Here is a 16,318-nt window from a genome sequence, read left to right as displayed (position 1 = left end):
GTGCGGACTGGCATCACCCACACATATGAAACAGCATGCACATGATCATAGAAAGGGTGGTCCTGATGAAATTACACCTGAAATGATCGGTGCGATGGCAGGTGATGAGATAGATGACAATCCTGCTGATTTAACTTACTATGTGCGTGCTAATGGTAACGACGATAACGATGGATTATCAGAGGCAACAGCTTTTAGAACTTTTGGTAAAGCTATGTCTATGTGGAAAAGATTCACTTTTGGTGGAAAGCGTACTTTCAATATAGGCTCTGGGGTAGATTTAACACCCGATTTAACACCTAACCATAGAGAGTGGAAAGTGGAATATAAATGGGGCGGTGAGTTTGTTTTCGACTTTAACAACGCTCATGAATTAGTTCCTCAATTTGAACATATTAGGTGTAAGGTTCGTATCCAAAACTTCACAAGGTTTCATTCTGGAATATTTGATGGTCTTACTGTAGGCGAATGGTGTAGTTTTGAAAATTGCTTGTTTGTAGACGTGAACAATGTAAAAGTGGATTTTACTAAGGTGAGTCCCGAAGGTTACAGTGCTAATACACCAGCATTTAATTTTACACAAACAAGAGGTCGTGTAGGAGAGGCTACAATTACAAAAGTAAGAACAATGCTACATGCTGGAGAATTTTCTTTTGTTTTTGTTTACAATCCTAAAGGGACAGTCAGAGAGTCTTCCGATATTCCATTCAATGCTTACAACGGTGCTATTATTGACTGTCTTTTGTACGGAATAACAGGAGCAACTACCAAATTCCAAGTAGATAGAGGTGGGCAAGTATTCGGAATAACATAAGGAGGGAGGTAACTAAATGCTAAAAGGTTTAATTTTAAAAGATGACAATACTATATTAAGAGTACTTGTTGACATTATAGAAATCGATGAATCTAAGAAACACATATTATTCGGGAGTAGCGGTAAATTGGGCGGTATTGACTTTACTCTTTTAAACTTAGTAGTCACTGACGATCAAAGAGAATTTAAAGAAGGCGATACCCTTCCGCCTGATATTGTGGATAATAAATCAAGCCTGAAAAAAAACACGGATGAAAGAATCAAAATGCTTGAAAAGGACAATCATTTCCTTCGCATGGAATTAGATAGTTTCAAAAACAGAGATCATACAGAAAAAGAGCAAATACAAACAGATTTGGCTATGATGGCTGTTGAATCATCAATGGAACAAGAGAAAATTAATAAAGCCACGGAAGATCATGCCGCACTAGTCATGGAATTAACATTGAAAGGAGTTTTATAAACATGGATTGGTTTGATTTCATTAAGAGATATTATAACGGTGGATTTTACAACAATGATCCAGAAAGCAGAATGTATGTTGGGAATTTTGTTAAAACAGGAAAAATTACACCAGAACAATTCGAAGAAATCACCGGAAATCCTTATCCAGTAGAACAGGAGGTCTAGGAGATGGCTGAAATAACTAGTACTGCTTATCAGGATTTACGTGATTATATACAAACAAATTGGAATTACATTTCTTTAAAAAGTGATACTAATGCGGAAATCATGAGAGTTAAAACTGATGACTCGAGAGTACAGTGGCTGCATGAACAAGGAGCACAGACTCTTACTCTTGAATTAAGATTAACAGGTCTTGATTTCGAGACAAAACCTCAAAAAATAGCAAAGGCTGAGCTGTATAAAGCTGCAATTGGTGGTACTCCTCTTGTGTCTGAAACTTTTGCCACTGTGACAATTGAGGTTGATGCAGACAAACTTGCAGTCACACTTAACATTCAAGTACCACAGGTGATTTAATATGGCTATTAAAAGCCCATTAGAAATAACAGGATTATTAGCTTGGTTTGATGCCAGTACATTAGAACTGCAAAACGATGCCGATGTAGAACATTGGGATGATGCCAGAGGAGAGGGATTATTCCTCTCTGCCCCTGCTGGCAAGGCTCCCACATTTAAGAAGCATGGTTTAAATAATAAACCGTCAGTTGTATTCAATGGTACCTCACAAGAGTTACTGGGATCACTTCCAGATACTAGTCGGGACTCCACAATATTCATTGTATATGAGTCCTTAACGGTAACAGCAAACCAGTGTTTATACGGTACTGTGGGACATCGACTGTACCATGTCACTAGTAGTACTTCATGGACTGGTCTATGGAACGCTAACACCTATTCAAATTTAGGTAGGGTATTAACTGGAGTACAAATAGGAACATGGGCATGGAAATTTAATTCAAAGATAGATTATTATCGAAATCAAGGACATGTTGGTACTCAAGCATTAGCCCTAACGGGATCCGGAATTTATAGAGATTTTGCAATTGGCTCGAATAAAGAAAATGCTCACTATTTTAACGGTAAAATATCTGAGATATTAATCTTCCCTAGTCGAATATCTGAAGCTGATAAGATGCAGATTGAAGAGTATCTTCATCAAAAATGGTTAGTAGAAGACAGATTACCTGCCGCATTAGTAAATGTTAAAGGATTAACAGTCGGAAATGGAACCGGAGAAAATGGAGGCGTTGTACATCCTCTAGGAAGGTTAACTAGAGGGGGAACAGCTGGAAATGGTGACTGGAATGCCTACGGTACTCTAAGAGAAAAATTTCACTCTAATGAAAATAGGTATGTCGAGTTTACAGTCCCCACTTCTTATTTACAGAAAACGTTTGTGATAGGTCTTCAACCAACCTCAAAAGAAGTGGGTTTTTATCCAGATATGGATTACCAGTGGTATGTTTACTGGGGATTAATGAGAGCCATAAATCAGGTAACAAAAGAGCAAAGAGACTACACTGATAAACCGCAAACAGCCGAAATAAGGTATGGGGTTGGTATACTAAATAAGAAGGCTGTATGGTATATAAACGGCCAATTATTTATGACATCAAGTAACGAATTACCGGACCATACAGAATATACCTGCTATGTATTTTTATTCGATCAAGCAACCTATATAGAGAATCTTAAAACCGGAACTCCCCCAAGCAAGGAAATGCAAACAGAGCTTATTAAATGGTCTGGAGGAGCAAACTGGGTAGAAACTGAAAACAACGGTATGTATAAAGCCTCAGGAGCACCAGCTGGATGGACCTCAGGAGGGAACAGTCATCCAAGCCAGTTCTTAGAAGGGCCAGCGGTTATAGAATTCATTTATCCTGGTACAGGGCAGTACTGCGTTGGAGTATCTAATCTAACTAAAGATTTTTATAATAAGAATTATGCAGATGTCCACTTTAATCTTCGAGTAAGTGGATCTTACTGGTATATAAACGAGGGGACATCTACATCTCTGGCTTCCTCAACCAATGCAGTTCAGGGAGATATATTTAAGATAGCTATTACCAAGGATCGAGTATATTACTACCGAAACGATGTGTTATTAAGGATAAGTGATAAAGCTGTAAACTTCCCTTTGTACGTAGAGTCCACGATCACGGCTAACTCAACAGTTTCTGGAACTATACCACCAAACCTTACTTTTGAAGGTGTTAAGATATCTTATGAAGAACCATTTAAAGAATATAACATTGACTTAACTACACACGTAAAAAACATCAACGCTCTTGCGACAGCAGGAAAAGAGTATAATCGGCAGATAGATGCATTTAGTAAGGCTGTCACCACATCTATATCCAAAGAGATTAACAAATCTCTCTCAACTCATATCAAACCTATTACTAGTAGAGTAGGAATCTACACAAATAATAATAGAGTAGAAGTCTCTTCACACCTTAGAAAAATAGGTTCATCAGCAAAAACTATCTTAGACAAGTTTCAAACCACTACACCGATTGGTCGTAAGTATAGAAAATCAATTCGAATCTTATCTCCATCAATGGAAATGTTAGCTGAAATTGATGATTATGAAAGTTTAATGTTTACCCGTAGCTGGCACGGCATCGGGGATTTTGACATGCGTATTAATCGCTATAAGAATCATACGGAGCATTTGCAGGAAGGAAATCTTATCCTTGTTGGTGCCCAGATGAATAAGGTTTTCATGATTCTCCATCAAGAAATCGAACTGGACGAGAACGGAAAGGCTACAGAGAATTGGTTGATTAAAGGCTTCCATTTAAAAGCTGTCATATCTGAAAAAATAACTGTGCCGCCAAGCCATACATCACATGACAATAAGTCAGGAAGTTCAGAAGAAGTCATGAAGCATTATGTCAATAACAATGCGGTTAATCCAGTTGATGTAAATAGGAAGCGTCTGGAGGTTACATTAGCACCTAACCAACAACGAGGTGCAAATATTTCTTGGCAATCACGGTTTAAGAATTTGGCAGAAGAAATAGCAGAGATTTCCCTTATCACTGGATTGGGTTGGACTGTTAATCTTGATTTGGAAAATAAAAAATGGGTGTTTGAAGTTATGGAAGGTAGGGATTTAACAGCCGATCAAGACATTCTTCCGCCTGTCATTTTTTCCCCACAGTTTGAATCGTTACAGTCATTACAATATGTCAAAAGCAAATTAAACTATCGAAATGTGGCCTATGTAGCTGGGCAAGGGGAAGGCGCGCAAAGACGTGTTGTCATAGTGGGTGATGCAGCAGGGGCACTTAGAAGAGAAGTCTTTATTGATGCTCGAGACATTGCCGAAGAAACAGAAGATGATCCACCTAAACAGCGTCCTGAGAAAGACATCATACGAGATTTAACCAATCGTGGAAATCAGAAGCTACAGGAATTTTTGCAGGAAGAATACCTGGAAGGACAAATATTGACTCACAGCACATTTGTCTACGAAGAGGACTATGATCTCGGTGATATTGTCACTGTACAAAATGTTGATTGGGGAGTGACACTAAATGCGCGAATAACGGAAATAAAAGAAATTTATGAAGCTAATGGATTTAGGATTGAGGCGGTGTTTGGTAATAATAGGCCGACACTGATTAAGAAAATAAAGCAGGAGCTTTCCCAGATCAGCGGGGAGGTTCGCAAGTAAGGGATCAATGAGTCCTTTTTTTATTTTAGAAAAAGATGGTGACGTAATGACAGTAGAAATCGGTGTACTAATTGCGATTGGCGGTTTATTAGTTAGCTTTCTTGCTTATCAACTAAACAGAACAAAAGAGGTCAAAACAGATACACGCCAAGACGCTAAAATACAGGCACAGCTTGATTATATCGGAAAAGGTGTGGATGATATTCGAATTGATTTAAGAGCTAATGAACGTCAAATGGTTGCATATGGGGAACGCATTACAAGGGTAGAGGAGTCTAGCAAACAGGCACATAAACGAATTGATGCTTTAGAAAAGGAGAATGATAAATAATGTTTGAAATCTATGATGTTGCGATTATCCCACTTATTTTAGGTTTAGTAGAGTTGTTTAAAAGGGGTGGCTTATCTGATAAGTACAGCCCTTTTATTGCGGTTATTTTTGGTTTGTTATTTGGCATATTTTATGTTTCAGCCGATGTAAAAGAGGGGATTGTAGTTGGTCTTATGCTTGGGCTATCTGCAAGTGGACTATACAGTAGTACTAAGAACCTTTTTGAAAAAGGTGATAAGAAATGACTAAAATCTTTATTGATCCAGGGCATGGCGGTACAGATCCCGGAGCAGTTGGAAATGGACTTCAAGAGAAAAATTTGACTTTACAAATTTCTAAACGTATTCGAGATTTATTAGCAGTTTATGAAAATGTCCAAGTAAAGCTTAGTCGGGAGACAGACCAAACATTATCTTTAAACCAACGAACCAATATGGCAAATGCATGGTGTGCAGACTTCCTACTATCCGTCCACATTAATGCTGGTGGTGGAACTGGATATGAGGATTATATTTATCCTGGTACTGGCGGAGCTACTGCAGCACATCAAAATGCAATCCACTCAGAAATTATGAAGATGATTGATTTATGTGACCGTGGGAAGAAACAAGCAAATTTTCATATGCTACGTGAATCAAACATGCCTGCATTACTGACAGAATGTGGATTTATTGATAACGCTAATGATGCAGCTAAGCTTAAACAAACAACCTATATTGAAAAAAATGCTCTTGGCCATGCAAATGGTATTGTGAAGGCATTCGGTTTGAAGAAAAAAGAAGGAGTGAGTAATATGGGAGAACTAACTCCAGAACAAGAAAAAGTTAGACAAGAGGCAATGAGGCTTGGCATTACGGATGGAAAGAACCCATTTCGTGAAGTGAATCAATATTATGTTTGGAATGCGATGGTTCCTCTAGCTCGAAGAGTTGAGGAACTAGAAAAGAAAGTAAAATAATTATAAAAGCCCTTCTAATCGAGAGGGGCCTTCTTTTTTACAATATTCTTGTTAAATATGTATACAATAACTTACCTGGCCCAGTTATTTTAAAGTACTCGTCAATATCGCCGTCACTAAAGGAAGGATCGTCACCATTAATGTCCAAGTCTAATTCATTATACCTGTTTATAATTTGTAACGACACGCATTTTTCAATTGTTAACCAAGCGCTAGTATTATCAATACCTTCTGCCTTTAATTGATCACTAAACCTTTTCGTAGGGAGATAACTCATCTTATTTTTACCGACATTTTCAAAGATAACAAGATAATTTTTCAAGTCTACATCGAAAAAATTTATCAATGCATCAAAGCAAATTAGATGATCATGACTTAATTCATCCTGTTTATTAATCATGTCCTTTAATAATGTTCCCATGATAATACACGCTTTACTGGATTTAGATAATAATATCTTAGAAAACGTATCAGATACAAATTCTGCCTTTGCTTCATCATTAATATAATCTATAAGTCTATTCAATTGTTCTTCACTTGGTATTGTAACTTCTTTAAAACCATTTAAAAATGATTCAAATTTCTTGTGTATTATTAATGTGCTTGAGTTTCTTATAAAACTAACAACTTTTGAAGAATCCCCTAAGAGTTGTACATATTGATTATCTATTATATCTGTTTTTATTCCAATGTATTTCTCAATATGTTTATTTACTTTATCAAGTAGATTACTCATAGTTATCTCGTCCATAATATAATGCTCCTTTTAAAAAAAAATGAAGTAAACATCAATATTCCAGAAACATTTATTAATTTAAAATTTATTAAAAATCCTTGTTCATTGACAGGGGCTATTCATTCGGTACAATCATCCAACTGGAACCGATTTTTGTTATTTCATGTCCTGGATATTGTCTTTGTAATAATCTTAACTCCTTCTTATCTTCAACTTCATTTCTTGCCTCTGCAGCATTAACTTTTTTCATTATTTCATACATAGAGCCTTCACCATCGATGAATTCTATCCATGGTACGTAAAGCCATTTTTTTGTATCTCCAACTTTCATTAAATCAACTCCTTTATCTATTAGTTAGACAATTAACTAAAAAGTCCTTGTGGAGAAATTATGAATTAAATCGTTTATATAAATAATGCTCTAACAATTCCTGCGCCTTGTTCCGCAGTCGAGGATTAAAGTAGTTATGCTGTTCGTTATATCCCTTATAATAGAACATAAATTGGGTAAATTCTTGGTCATGACTTACTTGTTCTACTTTCATATTCCCTTTCCTCATTTCCAACTTTACTTCTTTAAAATCCTTCTGAACCGCCTTAATCGTTTTCTCAACCAAATTTAAATATGGCGGCTTAAGTTTAAAAGGAGCCTTTTCAAAAATTAATCTATCCCTTTCTAAAATTGTCAACACCATGGGTAAATACATGGCTTTCTCGATAATGTCACGATCCTCATTTGGAATCCTTGTCATACTAAATCCTCTCCACAGCTGTTATATCATTAATCATTATTTTTTCATTTCCATTGTTTGTCTCCAGTATCATGCATTTCATAAGATAGTCAACTTTAGAAATTATTCCTTCATGAAATCTTAAATAACCATCCTGCCACGTTGTCACTTTAACAGGAAGAGTATGATTAAGCGAGTCCATTACGACTATACCGATTTCTTCAAGTTTCTGCTCATCTAGTTCAGGCTTTTTACACTTATTATCATCATAGTTAAGGCCATTTAACAATTTCCGGTGCTCAGGCATAAAATGCGCCGGCTGCCATTTTATAAGTCCACGATCTCGAATCATTCCTATTCATCTCCTTACCAATAATTATACAAACATTAGTTCGTAAATCAACTTGTTTTCGAACAGATGTTCTTATATAATTATGTTAATTAAAAGGAGGATTGCAGCATGAATCGATTACTAGTGAGGGCATACGAAGAGGGTTTCCCAATTGAAATAATTTATTGTAATAAGGATAATGAATTTTCAAAAAGGACTATTCTTGTTAAGGCTATTAACGATAGCTATGTAAAGGCTTTTTGTTTAACTAAGAAGCAAGCTCGTATTTTTAAAACTGAATCGATTCTTGCTGTAGATAAAATAAGAAAAACCGCCTCGTGATGATGAGACGGTTATTTTTTCATCTCTATTTACTTAAAGCTTGATGCTCAAAGTAATCATTTACTACGGTTGGTAAGTTCTCTATTAAAAAGTTATCCCAATTTATTTTGTCGAGTTCTTCACGTTCTATGTTGAATGCCATCACATTAACATCTTCAGAGTTGCCGTATTGGTCCACCAGTGGGAACATCCAGTGTATAATCACACCTTTAACCGATTCAATTTTTGAAATAGGTTCGAGAATTGAAATTGAATCCATCCACATTTTTTTCTTAGTCATGTTGTTAGATAAATTTTCAGAAGCGTTTAGTTTGAGATAAGCAATATCACTATCGACGCTTAACTCAACTATTCTATCCTTCTTCATATTATTAGTTTTTCCAATCTTATCAACAACAATTTCCTTTATTTGTTCATCTAGAGTTAATTCCTTTTTAGGTTCTTCTTTTTTGACCACTTCTTTTTCTTCTTTTTTTTCAACAGGTTCACCGCCTGAATAACGGACACACCCTGTTAATAAAACAGCAGCCATAAATAAAAGTAAAAACTTCTTCAATTCTCTTCCTCTTCCTCTCCATAAATTAACTGATCTACTGATATAGAAAGAGCTTTAGCAATGATAGCAGCTGGTTCAAGTTCCGGTTGTGTTTTATTCTTCCTCCACTTTGAAAAAGTCGTTTCCGAAACTCCACAAAGCTTGGCGATATGTTTGTTTTTCATACCTCTCTTTTCCATCCAGTAATCGAGCTTATTCTCAAACATATGTATCCTCCAATCCTTCAATACCAATTCTACAAGTATGCTTAAAAACCTCTCTAATAATAGTTTGATAAAAATTTAATTTTTCTTTCATGGACAAGCAAGTTTTAGATCAATCGCCCATAGGCTATTAACACGAAAGCAAAACAGTAGGAAATATGTAGCTACATGAAATCATCTGTTTTAATTTTCTATTTCGCAACATTATCATCTGTTTAGCATTAGTGCACTTGTACAGGTAAAAAGCTCGTATCAACAACAAAAACAAAATATGTTAAGAGGGAGGCGAAGCCGGAAGGCCTGAAGGGGGAGTCCGAGGGGGATAAATAATTTTCAAATTAATTGATAATTTAAAAGGAGGAATAAAAATGTTATTTGATGGAGCAATTTTACTTGCTGGTGGAGTAACTATTATATTGGCTTGTCTCGATAAAACTTTAGAAGCTTATGGGTTTCATGCATTGGGGAATGTATTAAAAATAGCTTTACCACTAGCAGGACTTGTAGCTGGCATTTACTTTATAGAAACTAATCCAATTTTGGGGTGGTTATAGGATGAAATTAAAAGAAACATGGGCAAAATTGCAGACTAGAAAAAAACTTATCGATGCCTTTAAATCGGGGGAAATCCACTTAACTTATAAAATTGATAAAGATAATAAAAGACTAATCTTCCCTAAAATCCACTCTGTAGACCTAGAAAAAGAATCTACTACAATAACTTTCACACTTCCAAACGGACTGAATCCTGATTTACTCAAAAAGAACTTCTTTGCCTTTCAACAGCATTTTGGAAAGAACATTGAACTTGATGGAGAGATCAAGAAATATTCATTGACGGTTTACCATACTTCTATGCCTTCTGAATTAAGGTATAACTTTGAACAAATAAAGCCAGTAATCGCACCATTTAGCCTAGGTATCATTTGCGGAAAAGATAGAAACGGACAATATGTTGCCTTTGATTTACTGCAGCAACCTCACATATTAATTGCTGGTGAAACAGGATCCGGAAAATCCACTCAGTTGCGTTCCATCTTAACAACTTTGATAAAAACGAAAAAACCAAATGAATTAGAATTGTACCTTGGTGATTGTAAAAAATCAGAGTTTCATTTATTTAGAAAAGTCGAGCATGTGCAATGTGTCCACAGTAGTGCAAGAGATATTCAAAGGATGTTGCTGCATATCAAGAAAGAATTAGATGAACGAAGCGATTTAACGGAAATGTTCGAGGTTAGTCATGTGGATGATCTACCAGCTGAGCATAGAAAGCCATATTTGGTTGTCTGCATTGATGAGTTTGTTATGTTAAGAAAAGACGAATTGATAATGGATATTCTTACTGAAATAGTAGCCATAGGTAGGACACTTGGAGTCTATGCTATCCTTTCCATGCAACGTCCGAATGCAAAAGTATTAGACACAACAATCCGTGCTAATCTAACCGTCAGCATGGGCTTCAAGCTTAGGGATGCAATGGAATCAAAAATAGTTAATACGCCTGATGCACATAAGATTGAAACCAGCGGCAGGTTTGTTATGAATAGTGATAAATTGTATGAAATCCAAGCTCCTTATTTAACGATGGAGAAAGCGAAAAAGTTTCTTAACCCATTTATGGTTGCTAAGGGATCTGCCAAAGATGTTACGGATAAACCAAAAGAATTGACAGAAAAGGACGTGTTTAATGATGTTAACTAAACGTGATAAAGCAATCATTAAATACTTAAATAAATTCAGAGTGATGGATCGAGATTCAATTGCCGAGCTACACTTCTCAAATTTGAAAAATCCTCAATATGCTGCTAATAATGTTTTGCTTCGCTTACTCAGGGATGGACAGATCCAACGGTCAACAGCATTTTCTCCTTACGTCTATTTTGGTCCAGAAGTACAGATTAAAAAGAACAGTGCAAAGATTGGTCATTTCCTTGCTATCCTTGAAACATATAAAGAAATAAGGAAGCACGGCCACATTGAAACATTCCTGGTTGAGCCGAAGTATGGAAGCAAGGGGAATGTCGAACCTGATGCATATCTTAACTTTAGGAACACTGGCTTCTTTATTGAAGTACAAAAAAGCATCTACTCCGAAAAGCAGATGCAGGATAAGATTGATCGATATGCTGATTTGTTTAATACGGGAATCATCGCAAAGCCTTTTCCACACATTCTAATATTAAGTGAGCAAAGATATGCCCTGGATGATCGGTATCCTTTTAAGATATTCCAAGCCGAATCATTTAACCATTTCTTAAACAGTTTGAAAAAAGAAGAACCAGCACCGATAAAGGTTAAGAGTAATGGCTTGAAGATTAAGATAGGTTAAATAAAATATTTTCCCTGTATTATGTTTTGTATTACATGGGCGAAGTTGATGACGGGATCATTGGAGCCTTGTGTAGAGACGTAAATTGATGTTTCAGAGCCGACAAGGGCTACATCGATGCTATCGGAAAGAAGTGCAGTCATAGTTTTATCTCCACCAGCAGTTGTTGTTAGCGTAACGTTTAGCCCTTGCTCTTTAAAAAAGCCTTTCTCAATCGCTACATATTGCGGAGCGTAAAATATAGATCGTGTTACTTCACCAATCCGTACATTTTTAACCTCATCTTTGCCGCAGGCTGCCAATGGTATAATAAGTATGGAAATGATCAGGAGAGAAAAACTAATCTTTAGCCATTTTTTCATTCAAAAGCCCTCCCTAAAAAAACAAATAATAAGCTTTAAAGCCTACATTATCGTATGAATGTGCAAAAAATGTGTGAATGCCTATATATAATTTTTTATTTGAGAAGAGAGCTAGAAAAATGGTATTGGATTTTTTGAAATATCGGCTAGTTTAAGCAAGATATCGGTCAGAATTTCGAAATATCGGCTAGTTTAAGCAAGATATCGGTCAGATTTTCAATATATCAGCTTGTTCTCCAAAATAGCTCAGTTAAAAATTTTTGGGATATCCGCTACTTTCGCTAAAATATCCGCCAGTTTCTAAAAAGGAGATGATACTGAGTGTTAAGTAAACAGAGATTTCCATCCCCTCATCCAAATATTGAATTATCCATTGTTACTTATGAAGTAAATGGATTGAAAATAAAGGGCCTTCTTGCTGAGCCAAAAGATGAAAATATTTATGAAGGATTTCTATATTTGCGAGGAGGGATCAAAAGTGTAGGGCAGGTAAGACCTGGCCGTATCATTCAATTTGCTTCTGAAGGATTTATTGTGTTTGCCCCATTTTACCGAGGTAATCAAGGTGGAGAGGGCAATGAGGACTTTGCAGGAGAAGATAGAGAGGATGCATTTTCTGCCTATATGCTTTTGCGATCACATCCGCGTACAAAGGGTGTACATATTTTTGGTTTTTCAAGAGGGGGAGTCATGGCTTTATTAACAGCCATTCAATTTCCAGAAGCGAAATCGCTTGTCACATGGGGCGGGGTAAGTGATATGTTTCTTACCTATGTAGAACGACACGATTTACGTAAGATGATGAAGCGGGTTATTGGCGGCACTCCAACTAAGTTTCCTGAGCGATATGAATATCGCACTCCTCTTTTTTACCTGGAAAACCTGCAGGCACCGACGTTAATTATTCACGGTGAAAAGGATGAAAATGTCTCAATCGAACACGCATACCGACTTGAGAAAAGATTGAAAATGCTTGATAAAAAAGTAGAAAGCTGGTTCTTCGAAAACTTTACACACTATTTTCCACCCGCTATTAATCGAAGGGTAGTTAAAGATTTAACTTCTTGGATGAAATCGCAAATTGATTAATAAAGTAGAAATGGAAAATAATCAGACAACGATTACATATCAGAAAGAAAATATGATAAAAATGCGCCTAAATATCTGTTAGGTGCATTTATTATAACCAAAATAATAGTCGTAATTTTCAGAAATAATCTCGAAACATATTTTTTTCTATACAAGAAATTTTTAAAATATTGTAATAAAAAAATTTCTATTCCGTCTTATGTATAACGGGAAGGAGGAAAGAAAATGGAAGCTGGCCAGCAAATTGAACAATGGTTTTATCATTATGAAAAAGAGATAACAAGATACCTTGTTTACTATACAGGATCTAAAGATGTCGAAGATCTTGTGCAAGACACCTTTTTAAGAGCGTATCTTTCCTATGAACGATTTAGATATGATTCTAATCCGAAAACATGGCTAATTTCAATCGCTCGAAATTCAGCAATTGATTACTATCGAAAAAGAACAGCATGGAAAAACCTAAAAGAAAAATTATTAAAGCAAAGTCCCATAGACTCTATTCAAATAGATGAAAGTATCGTCCAAAAATCGGAATTGGTTCAATTATATAAAGCTATTAATCAATTAAAAGCAAATTACCGGGATGTGGTGCTTCTTCGGGGGATTGCGGAGCTTTCTGCAGCGGAGACAGCAGAGGTACTTGGATGGACAACTAATAAAGTAAACGTGAACTTTTATCGCGCGACAAAAAAGCTAAATTTTCTTTTGAAGGAGGCTGTGCAAGGTGACCCATCTTTCAGATAAACATCTGCTTGAGAAAATGCGAAACTTCCCTGATTATGAATTAACGTGTGATCAGCGGGATAAAGTGATGATGGCAATTAGAGCGAATAAGGGGAAAAATAAGAAAGCAAACTTTTATTGGAGAAAAGCTGGGGCTATTTGTGCAGTACTTGCTATTTTCATTATTGTGCCTATATTGCTTTTCGAAAATCTAATAGGAGAAATAGGCAATCAAACTGGGAATGTTACTCCTAAGGCAGTCAGTGCTGTTCATTTTCCTTTAATAGATGAAAGCGGAAATCCAACTCGTGCAGAATATAACTTTGGCATACCTAATAAAGCCAGTATTTTTGGCCCTCCCGAGTGGGTTGCGGAGGATTATCGTGGCGTAGGCAAATTATTTGCCTTCTTATGGGGGGAAAAGGAAAATCTTTTAAATAAAGAATTGCAAATCATTGGCATTCATACTGATACAGGCCTTGAGCTTGAAATGACAAATAATCTTATATTGAGTTCAAGTCTATATGATGCCACGGCACATGCTTTAACAAGTTTTAAGGTTTTTCCTCATTCAGGCAACTGGAATTTAAAATTCATGCTAGAAGGAAAGGAATATGCAACGTTTTCGATTTATGTAAAAGAGCCCTATGTACAAGTTGGAGATTCGACACTCTTAATTTCACAAGAAGATTTGCAAATTGGACATTACAAAGATGTCTCTCTAGATATTACTGGCTCTAATTTGCCTGAACAAATTGAAGTAGAGTTATTTAGTCTTGAGGATAGAAAGAAAGAGGTCTTTATATTTAAGGATAAAATGGATTTTATTAGAGCAGATACAATGAAAAATGGATCATCGTATACAGGTGAATTAACCTTAAGGAAAAGCGGAAAATATCGGTTGAAGATATTGGATCATTCAACCATTGTTGAGGTTAAAAAAGCGGAACCATAATGTGAAAAAAAACGAAAAGGGTGCCCAATCAGACACCCTTTTTCAATCATAAAATATTAAGCAATTGGTCCGCCATTTTCTTCAATTTCAGTAGGGACGTTTGCGAATTTCTTAAAGTTTTCACGGAACTTAGAAGCTAATTCTTTTGCCTTTGCTTCATAAGCAGATTGATCTGCCCAAGTTTTGTTTGGTTGAAGCACTTCATCAGGTACACCAGGTACATGTAGAGGAATTTCTAAACCAAAGATTTCATCTTTGATTGTCTCTACATTATTTAGTTCGCCTTCTAAAGCAGATTGAATCATGGCACGAGTGTATGGAAGCTTCATACGGTTTCCGACTCCGTATTCGCCGCCAGTCCAGCCTGTATTCACTAAGAATACTTTTGCATTGTGCTCATCGATTTTCTTACCAAGCATTTCTGCATACTCAGTTGCAGGAAGCGGTAGGAATGGTGAACCAAAGCAAGTTGAGAATGTTGCTTGTGGTGATGTAATACCGCGCTCTGTACCAGCTAGCTTAGATGTATAGCCGCTTAAGAAATGGTACATAGCTTGCTCTTTCGATAATTTTGCAATTGGAGGCAATACTCCGAATGCATCAGCTGTTAAGAATACAATTGTATTTGGATGACCAGCAATGCTTGGATCAACAATATTATCAATTGCTTGAAGCGGATAAGCCGCACGAGTATTTTCAGTTAACGTGTTGTCATCATAATCAGCTACGCGAGACTCTGAATTAATAACCACATTTTCTAATACAGAACCAAAACGGATGGCATCAAAGATTTGTGGTTCTTTTTCACGACTTAGGTTAATGCATTTCGCATAGCAGCCGCCTTCGATATTAAATACACCATTTGGTGACCAGCCATGCTCGTCATCACCAATTAAGCGGCGATTTGGATCAGCTGATAAAGTCGTTTTACCAGTTCCAGAAAGACCGAAGAATAAAGCAACATCACCTTCAAGACCAACATTGGATGAACAGTGCATTGGTAAAATATCGTTTTGCGGAAGTAAATAGTTCATAACAGAGAAAATAGATTTCTTAATTTCTCCAGCATATTCTGTACCGCCAATCAATACAGTGCGGCGCTCGAATGATACAATAATGAATGTTTCAGAAGCTGTACCATCAACAGCAGGATCTGCTTTAAAGTTTGGAGCAGAAATAACAGTGAACTCTGCTTGATGATCTAATAATTCTTCATCTGTTGGACGAATGAACATTTGGTGTGCAAATAAGTTATGCCATGCATACTCATTAATAACTTGAATTGGAAGGCGATGTTTTTTATCAGCACCTGCAAATCCTTTGAAGACAAACACTTCATCTTTATCTTGTAAGTAGTTTAATACCTTATCATATAGGTTAGAAAAAACTTCTTCTGAAATGGGTTGATTTACACTGCCCCAATCCACTTTATCTTTCGAAGATGCTTCTTCTACAATGTATTTATCTTTAGGGGAACGACCTGTATATTTTCCGGTAGTTGCACAAACAGCACCGGTTGATGTAAGTGAGCCTTCTCTACGATTTAATACCTTTTCCACAAGCTGAGGAACAGATAGTTGTACTTGAACATTAATTCCTTTTAATAAAGCGTTTAACTTATTCGGAATGCTAACAGAATTCATCTGATAAATACCTTCCTTTATACAGTATTATTTTGATAGTGATTTCAATTATAAAT

The 16,318-nt window shown here is 36.2% G+C and carries 23 protein-coding genes; 15 read left to right on the top strand and 8 right to left on the bottom strand.

The annotated features are described in order from the left end of the window. From KHA94_RS16225 to KHA94_RS16190, 8 genes are all read left to right on the top strand, one after another. The coding region (locus tag KHA94_RS16225; protein WP_213103151.1) for a hypothetical protein at positions 1–814 on the top strand (814 nt) is incomplete at its 5' end. Between the two features lie 16 nt (positions 815–830). Beyond that, a complete protein-coding gene (locus KHA94_RS16220; RefSeq protein WP_213100183.1) occupies positions 831–1,277 on the top strand; it encodes a hypothetical protein in 447 nt (148 codons plus the stop codon). A gap of 2 nt (positions 1,278–1,279) precedes the next feature. Further along, a complete protein-coding gene (locus tag KHA94_RS16215; RefSeq protein WP_213100184.1) occupies positions 1,280–1,444 on the top strand; it encodes an XkdX family protein in 165 nt (54 codons plus the stop codon). Between the two features lie 3 nt (positions 1,445–1,447). After that, positions 1,448–1,798 carry a hypothetical protein gene (locus KHA94_RS16210; protein ID WP_213100185.1) on the top strand — a complete coding sequence of 117 codons (351 nt, stop codon included), beginning with the start codon at positions 1,448–1,450 and terminating at the stop codon, positions 1,796–1,798. A gap of 1 nt (position 1,799) precedes the next feature. Beyond that, entirely contained in the window at positions 1,800–4,967 is a 3,168-nt protein-coding gene (locus tag KHA94_RS25970) for a siphovirus ReqiPepy6 Gp37-like family protein (RefSeq protein WP_249365515.1), read from the top strand. Between the two features lie 46 nt (positions 4,968–5,013). Next, positions 5,014–5,298, top strand: a complete 285-nt coding sequence (locus KHA94_RS16200; RefSeq protein WP_213103275.1) for a hypothetical protein — start codon at positions 5,014–5,016, stop codon at positions 5,296–5,298. After that, positions 5,298–5,543, top strand: a complete 246-nt coding sequence (locus tag KHA94_RS16195; protein ID WP_213103150.1) for a hypothetical protein — start codon at positions 5,298–5,300, stop codon at positions 5,541–5,543. Before KHA94_RS16200 ends, KHA94_RS16195 begins: the two co-directional genes overlap by 1 nt. Further along, positions 5,540–6,256, top strand: coding sequence for an N-acetylmuramoyl-L-alanine amidase (locus tag KHA94_RS16190; protein ID WP_213103149.1), 717 nt, complete (start codon positions 5,540–5,542; stop codon positions 6,254–6,256). Before KHA94_RS16195 ends, KHA94_RS16190 begins: the two co-directional genes overlap by 4 nt. Positions 6,257–6,293: 37 nt before the next feature. Here KHA94_RS16190 and KHA94_RS16185 read toward each other — a convergent pair whose 3' ends face one another. The 4 genes from KHA94_RS16185 to KHA94_RS16170 all read right to left on the bottom strand — a co-directional run bounded on the left by KHA94_RS16185 (position 6,294) and on the right by KHA94_RS16170 (position 8,075). After that, positions 6,294–7,007, bottom strand: a complete 714-nt coding sequence (locus tag KHA94_RS16185; protein WP_213103148.1) for a hypothetical protein — start codon at positions 7,005–7,007, stop codon at positions 6,294–6,296. A gap of 100 nt (positions 7,008–7,107) precedes the next feature. Next, positions 7,108–7,323, bottom strand: coding sequence for a hypothetical protein (locus tag KHA94_RS16180; protein WP_213103147.1), 216 nt, complete (start codon positions 7,321–7,323; stop codon positions 7,108–7,110). 58 nt (positions 7,324–7,381) lie between these two features. Continuing rightward, positions 7,382–7,744 carry a YhjD family protein gene (locus KHA94_RS16175; RefSeq protein WP_213103146.1) on the bottom strand — a complete coding sequence of 121 codons (363 nt, stop codon included), beginning with the start codon at positions 7,742–7,744 and terminating at the stop codon, positions 7,382–7,384. 1 nt (position 7,745) lies between these two features. Further along, a complete protein-coding gene (locus KHA94_RS16170) occupies positions 7,746–8,075 on the bottom strand; it encodes a YolD-like family protein (protein WP_213103145.1) in 330 nt (109 codons plus the stop codon). Positions 8,076–8,183: 108 nt separating this feature from the next. Between KHA94_RS16170 and KHA94_RS16165 the strand changes: the two genes are divergently transcribed. Continuing rightward, on the top strand, positions 8,184–8,396 hold the full coding sequence (locus KHA94_RS16165) for a WYL domain-containing protein (protein WP_213103144.1): 213 nt from the start codon (positions 8,184–8,186) through the stop codon (positions 8,394–8,396). Between the two features lie 25 nt (positions 8,397–8,421). Here the strand turns inward: KHA94_RS16165 and KHA94_RS16160 are convergent, their stop codons facing one another. Further along, the gene (locus tag KHA94_RS16160) at positions 8,422–8,952 is read right to left on the bottom strand and encodes a hypothetical protein (protein ID WP_213103143.1); all 531 of its coding nucleotides are present in this window, start codon (positions 8,950–8,952) and stop codon (positions 8,422–8,424) included. Then, positions 8,949–9,158, bottom strand: coding sequence for a helix-turn-helix transcriptional regulator (locus tag KHA94_RS16155; RefSeq protein WP_213103142.1), 210 nt, complete (start codon positions 9,156–9,158; stop codon positions 8,949–8,951). The genes KHA94_RS16160 and KHA94_RS16155 overlap by 4 nt, the downstream gene beginning before the upstream one ends. Positions 9,159–9,523: 365 nt before the next feature. On the opposite strand from KHA94_RS16155, the gene KHA94_RS16150 reads away from it, so the two are divergent. The 3 genes from KHA94_RS16150 to KHA94_RS16140 are packed head-to-tail and all read left to right on the top strand — an operon-like array spanning position 9,524 to position 11,487. After that, complete coding sequence (locus KHA94_RS16150) at positions 9,524–9,709, top strand: hypothetical protein (RefSeq protein WP_213103141.1); 186 nt, start codon at positions 9,524–9,526, stop codon at positions 9,707–9,709. 1 nt (position 9,710) lies between these two features. Then, positions 9,711–10,859: an FtsK/SpoIIIE domain-containing protein gene (locus KHA94_RS16145; RefSeq protein WP_213103140.1), complete on the top strand. Its 1,149-nt coding sequence runs from the start codon at positions 9,711–9,713 to the stop codon at positions 10,857–10,859. Beyond that, positions 10,846–11,487, top strand: coding sequence for a replication-relaxation family protein (locus KHA94_RS16140; RefSeq protein WP_213103139.1), 642 nt, complete (start codon positions 10,846–10,848; stop codon positions 11,485–11,487). The genes KHA94_RS16145 and KHA94_RS16140 overlap by 14 nt, the downstream gene beginning before the upstream one ends. On the opposite strand, the gene KHA94_RS16135 is transcribed toward KHA94_RS16140, so the two are convergent. Next, positions 11,484–11,849, bottom strand: a complete 366-nt coding sequence (locus tag KHA94_RS16135) for an ABC transporter substrate-binding protein (protein ID WP_338030788.1) — start codon at positions 11,847–11,849, stop codon at positions 11,484–11,486. The genes KHA94_RS16140 and KHA94_RS16135 overlap by 4 nt on opposite strands. Positions 11,850–12,170: 321 nt before the next feature. Here KHA94_RS16135 and KHA94_RS16130 point away from each other — a divergent pair, with 321 nt between their 5' ends. The 3 genes from KHA94_RS16130 (at position 12,171) to KHA94_RS16120 (ending at position 14,619) form a co-directional block, all read left to right on the top strand. Further along, positions 12,171–12,938, top strand: a complete 768-nt coding sequence (locus KHA94_RS16130) for an alpha/beta hydrolase family protein (RefSeq protein ID WP_213103138.1) — start codon at positions 12,171–12,173, stop codon at positions 12,936–12,938. Positions 12,939–13,163: 225 nt separating this feature from the next. Beyond that, positions 13,164–13,685: an RNA polymerase sigma factor gene (locus KHA94_RS16125; RefSeq protein ID WP_213103137.1), complete on the top strand. Its 522-nt coding sequence runs from the start codon at positions 13,164–13,166 to the stop codon at positions 13,683–13,685. Further along, a complete protein-coding gene (locus KHA94_RS16120) occupies positions 13,666–14,619 on the top strand; it encodes a hypothetical protein (protein WP_213103136.1) in 954 nt (317 codons plus the stop codon). Before KHA94_RS16125 ends, KHA94_RS16120 begins: the two co-directional genes overlap by 20 nt. A gap of 56 nt (positions 14,620–14,675) precedes the next feature. On the opposite strand, the gene pckA is transcribed toward KHA94_RS16120, so the two are convergent. Further along, positions 14,676–16,262: a phosphoenolpyruvate carboxykinase (ATP) gene (pckA, locus tag KHA94_RS16115; RefSeq protein ID WP_213103135.1), complete on the bottom strand. Its 1,587-nt coding sequence runs from the start codon at positions 16,260–16,262 to the stop codon at positions 14,676–14,678. Between the last annotated feature and the right edge of the window lie 56 nt (positions 16,263–16,318).

Source organism: Cytobacillus citreus (assembly GCF_018343665.1).
GTDB classification, from domain to species: domain Bacteria; phylum Bacillota; class Bacilli; order Bacillales; family Cytobacillaceae; genus Cytobacillus; species Cytobacillus citreus.
The sequence above is the reverse complement of the archived record's forward strand: the minus strand, read 5'-3'. Positions and strand labels throughout refer to the sequence as shown.